A 16337-nucleotide genomic window follows, 5' to 3' on the forward strand; every position below is an offset into this window, starting at 1 on the left:
ACTGACAACCCCCGGCCGCCTCAACCAGCCTCGGTGGCATCGGTGTTCAGCTGGTCTGGGGCGCATATCAAAAGTACGCAGGGACGGGGCGCCCCCCGATCTGGTGTTTCGCGCGGCAGTGGCATCCTTGGCCGGTGTTCTCATCCGATCATGCGGGCGCCGTGTTCTTCGATATCGATGGCACCCTTGTCCCTGGTACGAGTTCGTCGGTCTTTCTGGCCGGCTTCCTTGGCCATCGGGACGAGTTGGCCAAGGTCGAGGACGCCTACGCCTCCGGTGCCCTGGACAATCGGCAGGTTTCCGAGCTGGATGCCGCGGGTTGGGCGGGGGTTCCCGAAGACCAGGTTCCTGACTGGCTCGACGGGCTTCCCTTGGTCTCGGGCATCACCGAGACCGTGGCCTGGTGCTGGCAGAACGGGTTGGTGCCCGTGCTGGCAACCCTCGCCTGGTCGCCGGTCGGCAGCTACCTGACTGATCGCTTCGGCTTCCACGCGTTCAGCGGACCTCGGCTGGAGACCACCAGCGGCCGATTCACCGGCCGGGTCGCCCGCCACTTCGACGAGTACGACAAACGAAATTTTGCCCTCGCGCAGGCGCGAGAGCTGGGGCTGGCTCCCGGCTCTTGCGGGGCTGTCGGGGACAGCCGCTCCGACCTGCCGCTGTTCGCATCCGTCGGATTGAGCGCGGCGTCCAATGCCTCGACAGGAGCGCGCGAGGCGGCGACCTTCACGGTCGACGACGACGACCTGCGGGGCGTGCTTTCCGTCTTGAGTCGCTTGGTCACAGCCATTCGTTGACGGCCGCGACGAGGACGGTCGCCTCGTAGCGGATCGCGAGCTTATCGTATCTCGCGGCCACGGCCGGTGCCTTTTCTGACGGTTGATGCCGCACTCGACCGCGTGGCGAGCCTTGTAGTCCTGCGGGTCCAACTTCGGCAGCCGGCCGCCGCGGAAGCCGCGCTTCTTGCGGTTGCGGGCCTGGTCGGCCTTGTCCGGGATGGTGCAGGGGAAACCGTGCCGCCGCAGGTAGGCCCGGTTCTTCCGGGACGCGTATGCCTAATAGGCAGGTGGGTTGGCCGTTGGTCAGTCCAGGCAGGGGCCGGGCGGGACATCTGTGCTGTAAGCAGCACCGTGAGTGCTTCGACAAGAGGGATGTGTTCTGGCCCCTGCCGTCCCGGACACCGGCGTGAGTCGGGCCGTGACACCATCCGGCGCCAAGCATCCCGTCACTCTGGCGCCATGGCAGAGTAACCGTCGTGCACACGTCGAAGCGCGCCACCACCAAGTTTCAGCGAATACCGGGCAGAGGTGCCTCGCGCCCGATCCGGTCCTTCCAGGTTGCGGTCGCGGTGGTGGTCCTCGTCCTCGGCGTGCTGGCGGGACTCCTCGGCTGCTCGGCCTCGTCGGACACATCCCGTCCCGAGCTCGATGTGCCCTTCGTCTTCTATGTCTCGCGTGATCCCGAGGACAACCCGAGGTCGAGGCTAGGCATCGAGGAGCAATTCGGGGAGCAAGGATCGGGCCATTACACGGTCGCCTTCGACGCGACGGACCTCAGGGGCGTCGCCGTCCTGAAAACGGGTCAGGACAACTGCCCGGTCCGGCTGCCCACCTTCCGCTGCGGTGGCGAACTGGTCGATCGCCGGCACGGCGGGAGCCGGCAGTCCTTCCGCGTGAGTCCCGCGGACGGGGCCCAGGCGGGCGACTCGGCAGTGCTGCGTTACCGGTTGACCTCGCCGGGGCTGCCGAGCGTCACGGCGAGCACCCGCATCGTCGTCGGCAAGCCGGCACTGGCCGTCGAGACACGGGCGGACCGGGACGGCGCGAGGCCGGGCGGACGAGTCGCCGTCTCGCTGACCCTGCGCAACACCGGGGACGTCCCCGCTCGCGGAGTCTCGCTCTTCATCAGCACCCGCGACGGTCTCCGGATGGCAGGCAAGCACCGCAACTGCCTTTATCGCGGCACCACATCGGCCTGGTGCCGGCTGCCCGCCGACGATGTCGTCATCCCGCCCGGAGCGTCCTACCACCTCGCCGCTCCCGAGGCTTTCACGCTCGCCGACGACGCCACCTACCCGACCGTCACCTTCGAGGCCGCCGGGCTCGGGGAGGACTACGTCCCGCCGCAAGAGATGGCCTCGCAGTACGAGTCCGGACAGGGATCCGCGCTCCGCTACGTCCCCGGGGCCGGCCAGGACGACGGCAAGGACGCGGGAGCGCCACGCGCGACGGGCGAGAGCGCAGCGCACCTCCAGCTCGCCGTGCGCAGCACCAGCGACTTGGTCGCGCTCGCCGACACCGCGAGGGGGCCCGTCGGCAGTCGGGCAGACGTGCGGGTCGGCGTACGCAACGACGGCCCAGGCGCGCTTCCGGCCAAGGTCAAGGTCGAGTTCGCGGTTCCGGCGGGCACCACCGTCGTGTCGTCGCCCTACGACCCCGCGCGGGACGAGGAGGTGATCGACCAGGTCTGCCGAGCCCTCGCCGCCAACGGCTCGCCCCTTACCGAAGCGTCCGTGAAGCAACCGAACGCCCGCCGGTACGTGTGTACAGCAGAGGCGGGAAAGGCGGGAGCCACCACGACCTTCCCCTTCACCCTCCGCATCGACAAGGAAATGACGCATCGTGGCGGGCGGGTCACCGTCGCCGACGGCGACAGCCACCACCCGAGCAACGACCCGGAGACCGCCAACGACAGCACCGACGTCGCGGTGTCCGTGTGGCCGGGCCCGGCGTGGGCCACTCCTGGCCTCTATGCGGCTGCCGCGATCGCCCTCGGGGCGTTCGTCCTCGTCGCGGCTCTGGCGACCTGGAGGCGCCGGCGCTCACGCTGAGCACGACGAGCGCGACGGCTTACTCATCGCCGCCGTCGCGCCCCGTGCGCCCTGCCCAACGAGGCGTACCGCGCCGTCCCGAGCCCAACGGCATCGCCTTGGCCCACGACCCGTTCTTGAGCGCCGAGCGGGTCGTCGGCAACCTGCTCGCCTGCTACGACAGCGCGCTCCGGCGCACCCCCGGGATGCGTGGCTGACAGAGCTGGCGGGGTGAGTGGCGCGGGCCGCGCCAGTGAATGGCCAAGGACCATGTCACGGCTGGCACGACTGCCCATCGATGAGCAATGGGTGCGGTTCGAATCGGGGGACGCCCGCGATCAAGCAGTGAGTGCGTGGAGGCGCTGGCGGGGGGGGTGAGCGTTCGTGCTGGGGGCGGCGGCCATGTTGCGGCAATCACGAAGCCGGCTGTCAGTCCAGCGTTGCCGACACCTACTCACGTGCGGCCGTCACGTCCGGGCCATACCCGGCCCTGGTCTGCCCGGGTCAGAAGTGCGACGACGGAGCGGCCCGTGTGGATCTCCACTGCAGCGGACGACTTCGGGACAGCAACTGCTCGTCGGCGACGGCCAACGCGTCTCGCAGCTGGGCCGCATGGTCGAGGCTGATCAAGGCGTGCTGTTGGTCCAGGGTCCGGATCTGGTAGGTGTTCTGTCCACGCGGCTCATCGAGCATGCGGACGTCGAACCGTGAGATCGCAAGGACCAGTCGTTGCTGGTTGAGTACCTCGACGCGGTCAGCGATGCCCTTGCGGATCCAGAAGCTCGCGATTCCGGCGGCTTGGGCCAGTCCGTTCACGCCTGTCACCTCCAGAAGGTTCGGGATGCCTTCATGCCGCGTGACATCGCGCCGGAACTGGTACATCGGCTCATCTGAATCTATGCGTCCTCCTTGAGTGGCCTCGGGTCGGCCATGCTGTCCGGAGCCACCCGCTCACGGAAGGGGTGACCTCTGCGCGGGGAGCGGTTGCTCTTCAACGAGCGGCATCCCCAAATCTTTGCCTTCGATGGAACTGTCCCCAACAGGAAATGCGGATCGAGTCGTCAGGGGACGTCGTGCCACCGGCGTGCGGGCCGTTGGCGGCAGTACAAGGCGGGGCGGTGGGGCCCTGATCGCGACTCATGCCAAGGGAGGTGTCTGCGGTGGAGTCCTGCCAGACGACAGAGAACCTCTCGCCGCAAGAGGCCGCGCCCATGAATGCCGGCCCGGCCGGCCCGACGGCAAGGGGATACAGTGCGCGGGACGGCAGCCTGGTTTGTGAGGGGAAGCGTGACCGACACCAGCGACACCCGACCCGCCGACAATGAGGTGCGAGCGCCGCGGCGGAGCCGCCTGCACCGCCTGATGCGCTTCATCCCCCTGATCGCCCCCGTCCTGCTGTGGGCCGTGCCCTGCTGGGTGCTCCTATACAGCGGCCAGCACTGGCCACTGCCCGTCACGCCGGTCGGCACCGCCCTGTTCGTCCTCGGCCTCATCGGCATGCCCCTCGCGATGATGCGCGGCCACGGCCGGCGCCAGCAGGACCGGGCGGCGATCGTCGGTGACACCCTGCTGGGCGCCAGCTGGATCCTGTTCATCTGGTCCGTTCTGCTCGGCGTCCTGCTGCGGCTCGCCCTGACCGTGACCGGCGTCGGCGAGAGTCAGGACCGCGCCCGCATCGTCACGTGGGCCGTTCTCGCCGTAACCGCGGTATTGCTCGGCTGGGGGTATGCCGAGGCCCGCCGCGTACCACGCGTGCGCCGACTCGACGTGCAACTCCCGCGACTTGGTGCCGGGTTGGACGGCCTCCGCGTCGCCCTCATCACCGACACCCACTACGGCCCACTCGATCGCGCTCGCTGGTCGGCACGGGTGTGCGAGACGGTGAACACGCTGGAAGCCGACCTGGTCTGCCACACCGGCGACATCGCGGACGGCACGGCCGAACGCCGCCGCGCCCAAGCCGCCCCACTGGGCACCGTGCAGGCCACCCGGGCCCGCGTATACGTCACCGGCAACCACGAGTACTACAGCGAGGCCCAAGGCTGGGTCGACCTGATGGACGAGCTGGGCTGGGAGCCGCTGCGCAACCGTCATCTGCTGCTCGAACGCGGAGGCGACACCCTCGTGGTCGCCGGCGTGGACGACGTCACCGCCGAGTCCTCCGGCCTGGCAGGCCACCGCGCCCACCTCGCCGGAGCTTTGAACGGCGCCGACCCCGACCTGCCCGTCCTGCTCTTGGCGCACCAACCCAAGTTCGTCGACCGGGCAGCAGCCGCCGGCATCGACCTCCAGCTCTCCGGTCACACCCACGGCGGCCAGATCTGGCCCTTCCACCACCTGGTCCGCATCGACCAGCCCGCCGTGGCCGGCCTCAGCCGGCATGGCGCCCGCACCCTCCTCTACACCAGCCGCGGCACCGGCTTCTGGGGCCCGCCGTTCCGCGTCTTCGCCCCCAGCGAGATCACCCTGCTCGTGCTCCGCTCCCCGCACCTGCCCACCTCGCCGTAGCACGGGGCGGCCCAGCACACTCTGAGAGTCGGCAGGTTGGCACCAGCTCCCTGTACCGACCCTTCGAGGAGGGAACTTCGATGAAGGTCTCACGCACCGCGATGCTCACCTTCGGCGTGCGCGCCCTCGGAATGGTCGACTCCTGAGTGCCCGCTGGTGGATCAGCGCCATCTGGGCGGGATTGTGCCTGGCAGGCATCGCCGCCACCTCCGCCCTCAACGCTGGGACGCACACGGACAAGCCGGAATCCGGCACCGAGGAGCCGGTGCCGACGGGTACGCATGCCGCCGACTGCCAGGCGATCGCCGACGACATCCTCGAAGCGGCGCGCTGACGGCCGGATACAGCTCCCTCCCCCGCCGGGATGGCCCCGCGCCGGTCGAATCGGATGCGCTGAGACCGGCCTGCGCCCGCGGCTCGGTCCCCGGTGTTCTCCCGTCGATCTGGCACGCGAATGGGAGGTCCGCCTCGCGTGAGGCTAGGCCGCGATGTCTGGTAGGGCCCGCTGGCGAGAGCGCCGGTGCAACGGGCTTGTGCCAACGGTGCAGAACGAGCCATCGCCTCGGCGCGGCAGGTCAGCCAAGACGCGTCGAGCGTCTCGGGACGTGCCGCAACACAACGGCCTCGAACGGCCGGGACGCGATCACGCGCAAGGCCGCCAGTACTGCTGAACGATGTGAGCCCCGTTTGTCCCTGTAGGAGGGCCGTCCTACAACTGTCCCAAAGAATGCGTACAACCATTCGGCCACAACGTTCGTCGTAGAGCGCAGTCGATCAGATCAAGATCAGGTCGCTCACAGCAAGCTCTCGACAACGGAGACCCATGCACGCCAGACGTAACGCCCTCGCTGCTGCCGTGGCCCTCGCGGCAGCCGTCGGCACACCGCTCCTGACCGCCCCCGGAGCCTCGGCGGCCGCCGCCAAGCTGTCCGACGACTTCAACGGCGACGGCTACCGCGACTTGGTCATGCTGGGCGGCTCGCACGGCAAGGACGGCCGGGTCACCGTCGTCTACGGCACGTCGTCCGGTCCCGGCACCCGCGTCCAGGTCATCCACCAGGACTCGGCGGGCATCCCGGGCGCGGTGGAGGCCGAGGACGGGTGGGGAACCGCCGCCACGACGGCCGACCTCGACCGCGACGGCTACGCCGACCTGGTCGTCTCCTCGCCCGGCGAGGACGTCGGCGACGTGCAGATGCGCGGCGGGCTGACCGTCGTGTGGGGCAGTGCGCAGGGCCTCGGTTCAGGCACGGTGTTCAATTCGCCCGTCCCGCAGGAGTACGAGGGCTCGGGTGACGCGTTCGGCGAGGACGTGGTGTCCGGCGACTTCGACGGCGACGGGGACCAGGACCTGGCCGTCACCAGCAACAGCCGGGCGGGCGTGGTCCTCTTGAAGGGCCCCTTGACCCGCGCCGGAGGCAAGAGCGGCTGGGACTCCCTCGGCAACGCCTACGGCCTCCTGTGGGCCCCCAACCTGGTCGCCGGCAAGGTCACCGCCGACGGCGCCACCGACCTGTACATCCTCGGCGCCGACCTCCAGCGCAACACCGACGCGGACCTGCGGGCCTACTTCCACCGCGGTGGCAGCACCTTCACCCAGCAGGCGGGCGCGATACGGGTACCCGACGACGGTGGCCACCAGGGCGGCGACATCCTGTCCGTCGGCGACTTCGACAAGGACGGCTACGGCGACCTCGCGATCGGCCGCGGCTACGAGACGGGCGACAGCGAGCGCGGTTACGTCACCGTCCAGTACGGCGGCCCGAACGGCCCCGACACCGCCCGCAAGCCGGTCAAGTTCACCCAGAACACCACCGGCGTGCCCGGCTCCTCCGAGAACGAGGACTACTTCGGGTCCGCCATCGCCGCCGGCGACATCAACGGCGACGGCTACGCGGACCTCGCCATCGGCGCCCGCGGCGAGGACCTCGGCACCAAGCGCGACGCCGGCGCGGTCACCGTCCTGTTCGGCCGCGCGGGCGGCCTGTCCGGCACCGGCGCCAAGTCCTACACCCAGGACACCTCCGGCATCACCGGCACCGCCGAGACCCAGGACCAGTTCGGCTCCCACCTCAAGCTCACCGACTACACCCGTGACGGCCGCGCCGACCTCGTGATCGACGCCAATGAGCAGCTGGGCTACGAGGACCGCTGGGGCCTCGTCCACCTGCTGAAGGGCGCCGGCTCGGGCGTCACGACGACCGGCTCGAAGTCGTACTCCGTGACGTCGCTGAAGCTCTCGTACACGCGACTGGGCGGGCCCTTCGCTCGCTGAATCCACTGACCGCCGAGAAGCGATCCACAGCCCCTTGCCTGCCGGCACCGAGCCGGCAGGCAGGGGGCTTTCAGTCGACGTGCGGCATGAGGGGCGGGCCGTCCTCCTCGACGGCAAGGGACACGACCCGCAGGAGGGCGGCGAGGTGCCCCAACTCCTCTTCGGCCAGGGGCGCGAGCAGTGTGGCCTCGGCCTCCCGCTGGTCGTCGATCACCGCCGCCCACGTTGCGGCCCCCTGGTCAGTCAGGCCGACGAGAAGGCTGCGGCGATCCTCAGGTGCGTGCTCGCGAGTGATCAGGCCCGCCGACTGCAGGCGGTCGAGGCGGTTGGTGAGGGTCGCGGGGTGGACGCCGAGTCCCCGAGCAAGGCGGGAAGGTGCCATGCGGTAGGGCTCTCCCGCCGAGCGCAGGCGCCACAGGATCTCGTACTCCCAAAGCTTCAGGCCGTGCCGGACCAGGGCGGCCTCCTTCTTTTGCTGCAGGTGCCGCACGAGCATCTGCATGCGGGTGACGGCGCCCTCCAACTCCGGTACCAGAGACGGGACTTCACGCCGCCAGCGGGCGATGTGCCGGTCGATCGAGTCCTGCGGCTGAGCCGATGGCGCCGCCGAATGCCGTGATGTCACAGCGTCATCCTACCCTCCAGAAATTATGCATTGAGATATTTTGAAATCGTAGTACCGTCTCGGGGCATGTCGACCTTCACGCTCGCCGGCCGCATCGACGAACACGTCATCGACAGCGCGCTGCTCCGCGGCAATCCCCTCGACGACCCGACGCGACGACCGCTGTGGGTCTACACCCCGCCCGGCTACGACGACGCGCCCGAACGCCGCTACCCCGCCACGTATCTCCTGCTCGGCTACGCGGGAACGCTCCCGGTCTGGCGCAACCGCACTGCCTTTCGAAAGCCCGTCCCCGAGCTCGTCGACGAGATGTTCGCCCGCGGGGAGGCGCCCGGGATGCTGCTGGTCTTCGTGGACGCCTGGACCGCCTACGGCGGCAGCCAGTTCATCGACTCACCCGGCACCGGCCGCTACCACTCCTACCTGTGCGAGGAGATCGTGCCGTACGTCGATGCCCGCTACCGCACGCTCCCCGCACGCGACCACCGAGCCATCGCGGGCAAGTCCAGCGGCGGACTCGGCGCAGCGGTCACCTCGATGCTCCGCCCGGATCTGTTCGGCGCCTTCGCCACGCACTCCGGCGACTCGCTGTCCGAGGCCCAGTACCACCCGCACTTCCTCACCGCGGCCCGCCAACTGCGGCCCTACGGCGGCGACATATTCCGCTGGTGGGACGATTTCCGCTCGCGGGTCGCCTTCACCAAGCAGGAGGATCTGAACCTCCTGGAGATCCTCGGCGTCTCCGCCTGCTTCTCTCCAGGCCCCGACGGCACCCCCATCCTTCCCTTCGACCCCCGCACCGGGGCCCTGCGCGAGAACGAGTGGCGGCGCTGGCTGGCATGGGATCCGGTGCGGATGGCCACCACGCACGCCGACGCTCTCCGCTCCCAGCGCGGCATCTGGATCGACGCCGGCACCCACGACGAGTGGTTCCTCGACCTGGGCGCACTGGCCTTCCGCGATGCGCTCGCCCAAGTCGCAGTGGCCGACGACATCGTGCACTTCGAGCTGTTCGAGGGTGGCCACCACGCCGTCGAGTACCGGATGCCGCCCGCTCTCGCCTGGTTGGCACACCGCATCGCCGATCGGACCTGACCTCCAGGGTTGGATCGATGCCACGGGACAACCAGCCCGAGCCCTTTCCGTCCTCAGCGCGAGGTTCGAGAGGGAGGAGCGTTATGGCCCGGTCACTGACCAGGGTGGCACTGGTTTCACGCGTGATCTAGGACGCGATTTGTCCTAGTTGGGTCCTAGCGTCGATACATCACGAAGAACCACAGGAGAGGACGACACCGATGAGCCAGACTGCACCCGAGGGCTACACCAGCGTTGCACCGTGGGTGATCACCGACGACACCGGCGCACTGCTCGACTTCATCACCGCCGCGTTCGACGGCAAAGAACTTGCACGGGTGCCGGTCGAGGACGGCACCATCGGTCACGGCGAGATCCGAGTCGGCGACACTGTCGTGCTGGCCTTCGACCGACGGCCCGACTGGCCGGCGATGCCCTCGCTGCTGCGGGTCTACGTCCCGGACGCGGACGCTGCCATGGCCGCTGCTGTGGCGCACGGGGCTCAGGTGATCACCGAGGCCGCTGACAGCGCGTGGGGGGATCGCGGCGGCCGGGTGCGGGACCCGTTCGGCAACATCTGGTGGGTGATGAGCCGGGTCGAGCACATCGCACCGGACCTGGCCTGGCAGCGCATGTCCGAGCCGAAGTACGCCGAGGCGATGCGCATGGCCCAGGAGACCCTGGACGCCGCGCTCAGCGGCCGGGAGTCAGGGGTGGCAAGTGCCCCGCAGCGCCCGACCCGCTGAGATTGGCTTCCAACCCGTACATGCTCAGTTCGCACCGTGAGCGCGGCATCTGGCAGATTGCCCAGAAGGAAGCGACAACGGTGGGGGCAAATCGTGGCACTGTGCTTCGAATTGGTGATCGACTTCGGCGGCGACGCCGAGGCGGCCCGGGCGGCCGCATCCGTCGAGCCGTGGCCGTACACGCTCCGCGCGGGCGCGTTGCGGATCCCGCTGCACCGGCCCATGCTGTCGACCGCAGGACCCACCGTGCAACTCAGCGTCCTGCCGGTGGCCGTCGGCCATGGCGTTGCAGCCGACGGCAGTCTGCCACGCTTCGATCTCACCGATACTGAGCTGACGGAACTCGGCTGCGGCCTCTACAAGTTGCTCGCACGATTCGACGGCTACGTCGCCGCCATGGTGGGCTGGGACCCAGAACCCTTCCTCGACATCGAAGACTTGGCCTCTGAATGGTCGGAGGAACTCGCCGACGGCACTCTGCCCGGCCTTGTTCTCGCCGACCACCTCCGTAACCGCCTCGCCCTGGGCCCGGCCTGGGTTCCCTTCCGACCGGGCCACTTGTGGCTCCCCTACCCGCAGCGGTGATCCGAGGCGGCCCGTCTCACCCTCGGAACTGCCTCCTTGCGTGTTGCGCTGCGGCCAGCCCTTGTCGGCTTGGACTAAGCGTCGAGGGACTTCGCGGCCTCACGGATCACGTCGAGGACGAAGTCGGGATGCGAGAGCATGGGTACGTGACTGCTGTCCACGGGACGGATTTTGGCGCCCATACGCTCGGCGACGGACCGCTCCAGGTCGGGGTGCACGGTGCGGTCGTTGTTGGCGACGATGTACCAGCTTGGCTTCGTCCGCCAGGCGGTGCCGGGAACCTGCTGGCTGAACAGGTCCGCCACTGGCACAGCGCCCGTCGCCAGGACGAGCTTCTGCTCCGCTTCCGGGAGGTCGCCGCAGAAGTGCGGGACGCCTGAGGGCTTGAGCCACACGCGGCCGTCAGCGACGTCGACGTGCTCGAAGATGGGCGTGCGGGGGAATTTGTCCTGCTGTTCCTGCGACGTCTCGTCCTCGTCCGGGGCGAGCGCGGCGATGTACACCAGAGCGCCGACGCGGTCGTGGGTGCCCGCTTTGGTGATCAGGGTGCCGCCGTAGGAGTGACCGACCAACACGATCGGGCCGGGGACGTGGTTGAGCGTGAAGTTGACGCACGCGACGTCGCCTTCGAGCGAGTCGAGGCCGTGCTGTGAGGCGAATACCTCGTGCCCTTCAGCCTGGAGCGTGGGGATGAGCTTGTTGAAGCACGACCCATCCGCCCAGAGTCCGTGGGCGAAGACAATGCTGGGCTTGCCCGCCATGGCATTTCCTCCTACGAAGAGATTAAATACGCAGCATTGCGCCATATTGCATGTTCAGTGCCTATTTCCGCGTGATGGCCAGGCGTGTCGCCCCATCCCAATCATTGGGCCCGCGAGGTTGAACGTGTTCTCGTGGTGGTCATGTGCTGATGGTCAGGCCCGTTTCGGCGAGGCAAGCCACGTCCCCCTGGTCGGCCGATACACCGCATCGTTGCGGCGCCATGGAGGCCAGCTCCAGGGCGCCCTGTTCGTCAGGCATCCGAAGGGGGCACCTTGGAAGAGGGGTGAGGCCCTACGGAAACAAAGGGCATTGAACGTCTCGGTGGGTGTTCGGGCAGACGGCTACTACCACCGTCACCCCTGGATGCATCCATACGGGTCCACTTCCCGCGTGCTCCACCGGCCCCTCGGCGGTTCAACCAATCGCACTATCTGGTAAATGGTCTCCTCGCTCCTGACTTTCTCCGGCGCCCGACAACGCGTTCATCGCGTGTTGGTGCGGCCGATGCCCAGTGAAGGAGAGGCATGACCTACCGCAAGCGGTTCTCCGTGGTCCCTCCGACCGTTGGCCTGGTGACGACAGCCGTGTTGGGCGCCTCCGCGGCAGCCCCGGCACACGCCGTCGACAACGGCAGCAACGAGGTGCGGGTCGCCTGCGACACTCCCGCGCTGATCGCCGCCGTGGAAGCGGCCAACGCCGCCCAAGGCGGCACGACCCTGCGGCTGCCGAACCAGTGCCATTACACCCTGACCGCCGCGGCTGAGGGAGAGACGGGGCTTCCGCCGATCAGTGGCGACATCCGTGTCGTCAGCCGCGGCGCTGTGATCCAACGCGATACGGCGGCGGCGCCGTTCCGGATCTTCGAGGTCGCATCGGGTGGCGATCTCTCGCTTCAGGGCGTGACCATCACCGGCGGCAGCACCACGACCGACGGCGGCGGCATCGCCGTACGCAGCGGTGGCACACTCAAGGCTGCCAGTGTGACCGTGCGTGGAAATCGGACCGACACCGACGCGGGCGGTATCGACGTCGCGCACGGGGCGACCGCGGCCTTCAAAGGCAGCCTCATCACCTCGAACGAGGCGGGCGACCAGGGCGGCGGCCTCAACGCGGACGGCACGGTCGGCCTCACCTCCACCACGGTCTCCTTCAACCGGGCCACCCGCTTCTACGGCGGTGGCGTCAACATCGACGAGGAAGACGCCCGGCTGACCCTCCGTGACAGCGCTGTGCGGAACAACACCTCAGGGGTGGGCTCCGGCGGCCTAGACCTGGACAACGGCTTCGTCGACATCCACAGCTCCCGCATCACGGGCAACTCGTCAGGAGAATTCGCCGGCGGTATCTACAACAACTCGCAGAGCCTGACCATCGACAGGTCGGAGATCGCCAACAACGCGACCGTGGACGAGTCGGGCGGGATCGAGACGTACGGAAAGCTGTCAGTGACGGACTCCAAGATCACAGGCAACCGTGTCGAGAACGGTGCGTCGGGGAGCAACGACGGCGGTGGCGGCATCACCGTCTACAGCGGCACGGTGTCACTGAAGAAGGTCGAGGTCGTCCGCAACACCGTCGAAGGGGAGAACGCAAAGGGCGGCGGTATCAGTCTCCCGAACGCCGCGGATGCCGTCGTGAACCTGGACCAGTCCCTCATCTCCAGGAACGTCGTCGTGGGAACGTCTTCCATCGCGGGCGGGATCCACAATGAGGGCGGCTCCATCAGTCTGCGTCACACCCCGGTCACCGCGAACCGGGCGGACAAGGCCCCGGGCGGCATCTGGACGGACACTCAGTTCGTCAGCGCCGAACGCTCTTCGATCATCCGCAATGTCCCGACCAACTGTGCAGGAAGCCCCGTCATCATCACGGGCTGCAAGGAATCGGCGACAACGGCCACGCCCCCGAGCGTCCCGTTCCTCTCGGCCCCTGAGAATTCCCTTCCCAACAAGCTTTGAACAGCGGTCGCCGACCGCCGTCCCAGGTGTGATGTCCCCCGCCCAAGAACCTCTCGGAGGCCGGCTCGCAGACCGCGAGCCGGCCTCCGGCCCGCCCTGCGCGCATCGTCCGGCAGACCGGCACCGCGACCGGAGAACGTCGTTGGGAATGTCCTCAGCAGCGGCCACCAGGCAACCGCAGAGATCGCGCGCTCGTTCGTGATGCTGCGCACCACGCACGTGTGAGTCTGTACGTCGGCGGAGTCTCCTCACCCGGACTGGGGCAGCAGCACAGGAACGCCGTCGACTGACCTCACCCGGTCAGCGGGAGGCGACGCCCGCTGGCCCCTTACGCGAGGACGGCCTTCCGCTATTGCGGTGCGATGGCTTTGAGCCAGTCCTCGACGACAACGACGTCTGCCCACTGCGGGAACAGCTTCTCTGTGAGGACCCGGTGCACCTCGGGGTCGGTGTCGAGGCAGGCGTCTGCCAGGACGGTGAGGCCGAAGTCGAGGTCGATGGCGTGCCACAGGGTGGACAGCACTACAGCGCTGGTGGCGATACCGGTGAGAACCAGGCTGTCGATGTCGCGAGCTCTGAGGACCAAGTCGAGGTCGCTGCCCGAAAATGCGCTCCCTCGTCTCTTGGTCACCACGACGTCGCCCTGCTGGGGCGCAACGTCGTCATGGATCTCGGTGCCAGGCTGCCCTTCGGTGAACAGGCCGGCCCGCACGATGTTCGCCATCACCTTGTTGCGGGGGCTGACCTCCGGATCACCCGGCCGTAACCCGATCACCACATAGATCACAGGGATGCCGGAATCCCGCGCTCCGTCGATCGCCCGGCGCAAGCGCAGCAGATATCCGGAACCGTCGTCGGCGATAGCCACGATGTCCCTTTGGACGTCCATCACCAGAAGTGCGCTGTTCGCCATCCTCGCCGTCCCTTCTCCGTGAGGAAACAAGAGCAATTCTGGTGGATCAGCCGAGCCATGGTCGGCGGTTCCGGAGATCCTCGTCAGCGTCGAACCGCAGCGCGCCAGCTCACGGCGAACGAGGGTGGGACGGGGGGACCCCGGACCACCGGAGAGGACGAGATCACGGGACTGATCGCGCTGGTGATGCGGTCTCGGGAGCCAGGGCAACCCCGAGCGCGACCGACAGGGACTCGAAGGTCGAGTTCGGGCCATCGTGTGCCACGCCGAGACCGAGGTCCGCCACACGGCCGGCCCAGTACGTCTGGTCCGCCAACTCGCGCTGGGTTCGCATTCCGAGGCGATCCGGCCGGTGTGGGCACGGCGGCGCCACTGGGTTGCGGTGACCAGGGGCACGCCGAGCACGGGGTCACGCGGGCAGGGCGGTCCTGTCCAGCACTAGCCCGCTGCCGTCGTGATGACCTCGTCCAGGACCTCGCGTGTGTTGAGCAGGTCCTGGATCGCGCGGTCGATTCGGTGGCGCTCGCCCTTCAGCTGCTCGACCAGCCACGGTGTCGCCGTCTCCCCCGGGCCCCCGTCGTGGTCGCGCATGCAGGGCAGAAGGCTCGCGATCTTGTCACCGCGCAGACCCGCAGCGAGCAGCTGCTGAATGAGAATCACACGGTCGACGGCTTCCTCTGGGTACTCCCGGTGCCCTCCAGGCGTGCGCTCAGAGGCGAGCATGTTCTTCTGCTCGTAGTACCGCAGGGAACGTACGCTCACACCCGTCCGTCCGGACAGTTCGCCGATCTTCATGCGTTCTCCAGCCCTCGCTCGGGCGCCCCAAGTTGAACCTGACACCAGTGTCAGATCCTACGGTTCCCGCATGACGAACACAGGCACTTCTCCTCTCCTCACCCCCTACTCCTCCGGCAGCCTCTTTCTCCCCAACCGGCTCGTCATGGCTCCCATGACAAGGTTCCGTGCCCACGAGGACGGCACGCCGCTCCCGGTGGTCGCCGACTACTACGCCCAGCGCGCGGAAGCCGGACTGCTCATCACCGAGGGAATCTGGCCGCACCGCCGGGGCCAGAGCGGCTGGCGCATCCCGGGGCTGGAGACCGAGGCCCACATCGCCGGCTGGCGCGTGGTCACCGAGGCCGTGCACGCGCGCGGCGGACGGATCTTCGCGCAGCTCATGCATGGCGGGCGCCAGGGGCACCCGCGCTCGCGACTGCTCGGCGACATCCCGGCCGGCCCGTCGGCCGTGCCGGTCCCGGGCCCCGTGCATGTCAGGGACGGCAAGGCCGAGCCGCCCCTACCGCGCGAGATGACGACGGACGACATCCGTACAGCGATCGGTGATCACGTGCACGCCGCACACAATGCCCTGCGGGCGGGTTTCGACGGCGTGGAGATACACGGTGCCAACAGCTATCTCACCCACCAGTTCCTCGCCGACAACACCAACCGCCGCGACGACGTGTACGGGCGCGACAAGACCCGCTTCGCCATCGAACTGGTCACCGCAGTCTCCGAGGCCGTGGGTGCGCACCGGCTCGGGCTCCGACTCTCCCCCGGCAATCCACAGTTCGGCATGTCCGAGGCCAACCCTGCTCCTCTCTATCGCAGGCTGGTCGATGCACTCGCCCCCGTCGGCCTGGCCTACCTCCACGTCACCGACAACGACGCGTACCCCGCCCTCGCAGATCTGCGCCCTCGCTGGAACGGCACGCTCGTCGCCAACGTCGGCGAGAACCACGCGCCCACGACCCAAGAACAGGGAGAACGCGTGCTCACAGAGGATCGCGCGGATCTGGTCTCGTACGGGCGGGCGTTCCTTGCTCATCCCGATCTGCCCGCGCGCATCGCCGCGAACGACCCGCTGGCCACGCCCATCAGCACAGAGCATCTCTACACGCACGGAGCACAGGGCTACAGCGACTACCCGACGCTCGAAGAGGAACGCGCGAGACGGCTCATCTCCGCATGCGGCTGCCACACGACACTGTGGCCGGTCAGAGCGGCGGATCGAGGTGATCACCCGTAACCAAACCGCGGTAACCGAGTACTTGGCCAAGGTGGGCGGGTGGCGCAGCACCA

At 68.4% G+C, this 16337-nt stretch carries 15 protein-coding genes and 2 pseudogenes; 11 read left to right on the top strand and 6 right to left on the bottom strand.

Annotated elements, in window-relative coordinates; genetic code table 11:
• Positions 1 to 134 precede the first annotated feature (134 nt).
• Complete coding sequence (locus ACSYGO_RS00520) at positions 135 to 797, top strand: HAD family hydrolase (protein WP_460385388.1); 663 nt, start codon at positions 135 to 137, stop codon at positions 795 to 797.
• Here the strand turns inward: ACSYGO_RS00520 and ACSYGO_RS00525 are convergent.
• Positions 781 to 1055: pseudogene (locus tag ACSYGO_RS00525) on the bottom strand (IS5 family transposase); the annotation flags it as partial. The gene ACSYGO_RS00520 and the pseudogene ACSYGO_RS00525 sit on opposite strands and share 17 nt — an antisense overlap.
• 200 nt (positions 1056 to 1255) lie before the next feature.
• On the opposite strand from ACSYGO_RS00525, the gene ACSYGO_RS00530 reads away from it, so the two are divergent.
• Together ACSYGO_RS00530 and ACSYGO_RS00535 are read left to right on the top strand one after the other, a co-directional pair.
• Positions 1256 to 2830 carry a hypothetical protein gene (locus tag ACSYGO_RS00530; protein ID WP_460385389.1) on the top strand — a complete coding sequence of 525 codons (1575 nt, stop codon included), beginning with the start codon at positions 1256 to 1258 and terminating at the stop codon, positions 2828 to 2830.
• Positions 2796 to 3000: pseudogene (locus ACSYGO_RS00535) on the top strand (hypothetical protein); the annotation flags it as partial. The gene ACSYGO_RS00530 and the pseudogene ACSYGO_RS00535, both read left to right, overlap by 35 nt.
• A 313-nt stretch (positions 3001 to 3313) precedes the next feature.
• Here ACSYGO_RS00535 and ACSYGO_RS00540 read toward each other — a convergent pair.
• The gene (locus tag ACSYGO_RS00540; RefSeq protein ID WP_460385390.1) at positions 3314 to 3691 is read right to left on the bottom strand and encodes a hypothetical protein; all 378 of its coding nucleotides are present in this window, start codon (positions 3689 to 3691) and stop codon (positions 3314 to 3316) included.
• A gap of 405 nt (positions 3692 to 4096) precedes the next feature.
• Between ACSYGO_RS00540 and ACSYGO_RS00545 the strand changes: the two genes are divergently transcribed.
• The 3 genes from ACSYGO_RS00545 (at position 4097) to ACSYGO_RS00555 (ending at position 7592) form a co-directional block, all read left to right on the top strand.
• Positions 4097 to 5317: a metallophosphoesterase gene (locus tag ACSYGO_RS00545; RefSeq protein WP_460385391.1), complete on the top strand. Its 1221-nt coding sequence runs from the start codon at positions 4097 to 4099 to the stop codon at positions 5315 to 5317.
• 181 nt (positions 5318 to 5498) lie between these two features.
• A complete protein-coding gene (locus ACSYGO_RS00550) occupies positions 5499 to 5651 on the top strand; it encodes a hypothetical protein (protein WP_435224435.1) in 153 nt (50 codons plus the stop codon).
• Between the two features lie 489 nt (positions 5652 to 6140).
• Positions 6141 to 7592: an FG-GAP and VCBS repeat-containing protein gene (locus ACSYGO_RS00555; RefSeq protein ID WP_460385392.1), complete on the top strand. Its 1452-nt coding sequence runs from the start codon at positions 6141 to 6143 to the stop codon at positions 7590 to 7592.
• 70 nt (positions 7593 to 7662) lie between these two features.
• On the opposite strand, the gene ACSYGO_RS00560 is transcribed toward ACSYGO_RS00555, so the two are convergent.
• Entirely contained in the window at positions 7663 to 8217 is a 555-nt protein-coding gene (locus ACSYGO_RS00560; RefSeq protein ID WP_460385393.1) for a MarR family winged helix-turn-helix transcriptional regulator, read from the bottom strand.
• Positions 8218 to 8283: 66 nt separating this feature from the next.
• On the opposite strand from ACSYGO_RS00560, the gene ACSYGO_RS00565 reads away from it, so the two are divergent.
• The 3 genes from ACSYGO_RS00565 (at position 8284) to ACSYGO_RS00575 (ending at position 10622) form a co-directional block, all read left to right on the top strand.
• On the top strand, positions 8284 to 9312 hold the full coding sequence (locus tag ACSYGO_RS00565) for an alpha/beta hydrolase (RefSeq protein WP_460385394.1): 1029 nt from the start codon (positions 8284 to 8286) through the stop codon (positions 9310 to 9312).
• Positions 9313 to 9512: 200 nt separating this feature from the next.
• Entirely contained in the window at positions 9513 to 10037 is a 525-nt protein-coding gene (locus ACSYGO_RS00570) for a VOC family protein (protein ID WP_460385395.1), read from the top strand.
• 111 nt (positions 10038 to 10148) lie between these two features.
• The gene (locus ACSYGO_RS00575) at positions 10149 to 10622 is read left to right on the top strand and encodes a hypothetical protein (protein ID WP_432173678.1); all 474 of its coding nucleotides are present in this window, start codon (positions 10149 to 10151) and stop codon (positions 10620 to 10622) included.
• A gap of 74 nt (positions 10623 to 10696) precedes the next feature.
• On the opposite strand, the gene ACSYGO_RS00580 is transcribed toward ACSYGO_RS00575, so the two are convergent.
• Positions 10697 to 11383, bottom strand: coding sequence for an alpha/beta hydrolase (locus ACSYGO_RS00580; RefSeq protein ID WP_435224425.1), 687 nt, complete (start codon positions 11381 to 11383; stop codon positions 10697 to 10699).
• A gap of 525 nt (positions 11384 to 11908) precedes the next feature.
• Here ACSYGO_RS00580 and ACSYGO_RS00585 point away from each other — a divergent pair.
• Complete coding sequence (locus ACSYGO_RS00585) at positions 11909 to 13342, top strand: hypothetical protein (protein WP_460385396.1); 1434 nt, start codon at positions 11909 to 11911, stop codon at positions 13340 to 13342.
• A gap of 349 nt (positions 13343 to 13691) precedes the next feature.
• Here ACSYGO_RS00585 and ACSYGO_RS00590 read toward each other — a convergent pair whose 3' ends face one another.
• Both ACSYGO_RS00590 and ACSYGO_RS00595 read right to left on the bottom strand, forming a co-directional pair.
• Positions 13692 to 14255: a cysteine hydrolase family protein gene (locus ACSYGO_RS00590; protein WP_432173681.1), complete on the bottom strand. Its 564-nt coding sequence runs from the start codon at positions 14253 to 14255 to the stop codon at positions 13692 to 13694.
• Between the two features lie 438 nt (positions 14256 to 14693).
• Positions 14694 to 15050, bottom strand: coding sequence for a MerR family transcriptional regulator (locus ACSYGO_RS00595; protein WP_432173682.1), 357 nt, complete (start codon positions 15048 to 15050; stop codon positions 14694 to 14696).
• A gap of 70 nt (positions 15051 to 15120) precedes the next feature.
• Here ACSYGO_RS00595 and ACSYGO_RS00600 point away from each other — a divergent pair, with 70 nt between their 5' ends.
• Complete coding sequence (locus tag ACSYGO_RS00600; protein WP_460385397.1) at positions 15121 to 16284, top strand: alkene reductase; 1164 nt, start codon at positions 15121 to 15123, stop codon at positions 16282 to 16284.
• The last annotated feature ends 53 nt before the right edge of the window (positions 16285 to 16337 follow it).

The organism is Streptomyces krungchingensis (assembly GCF_054729265.1).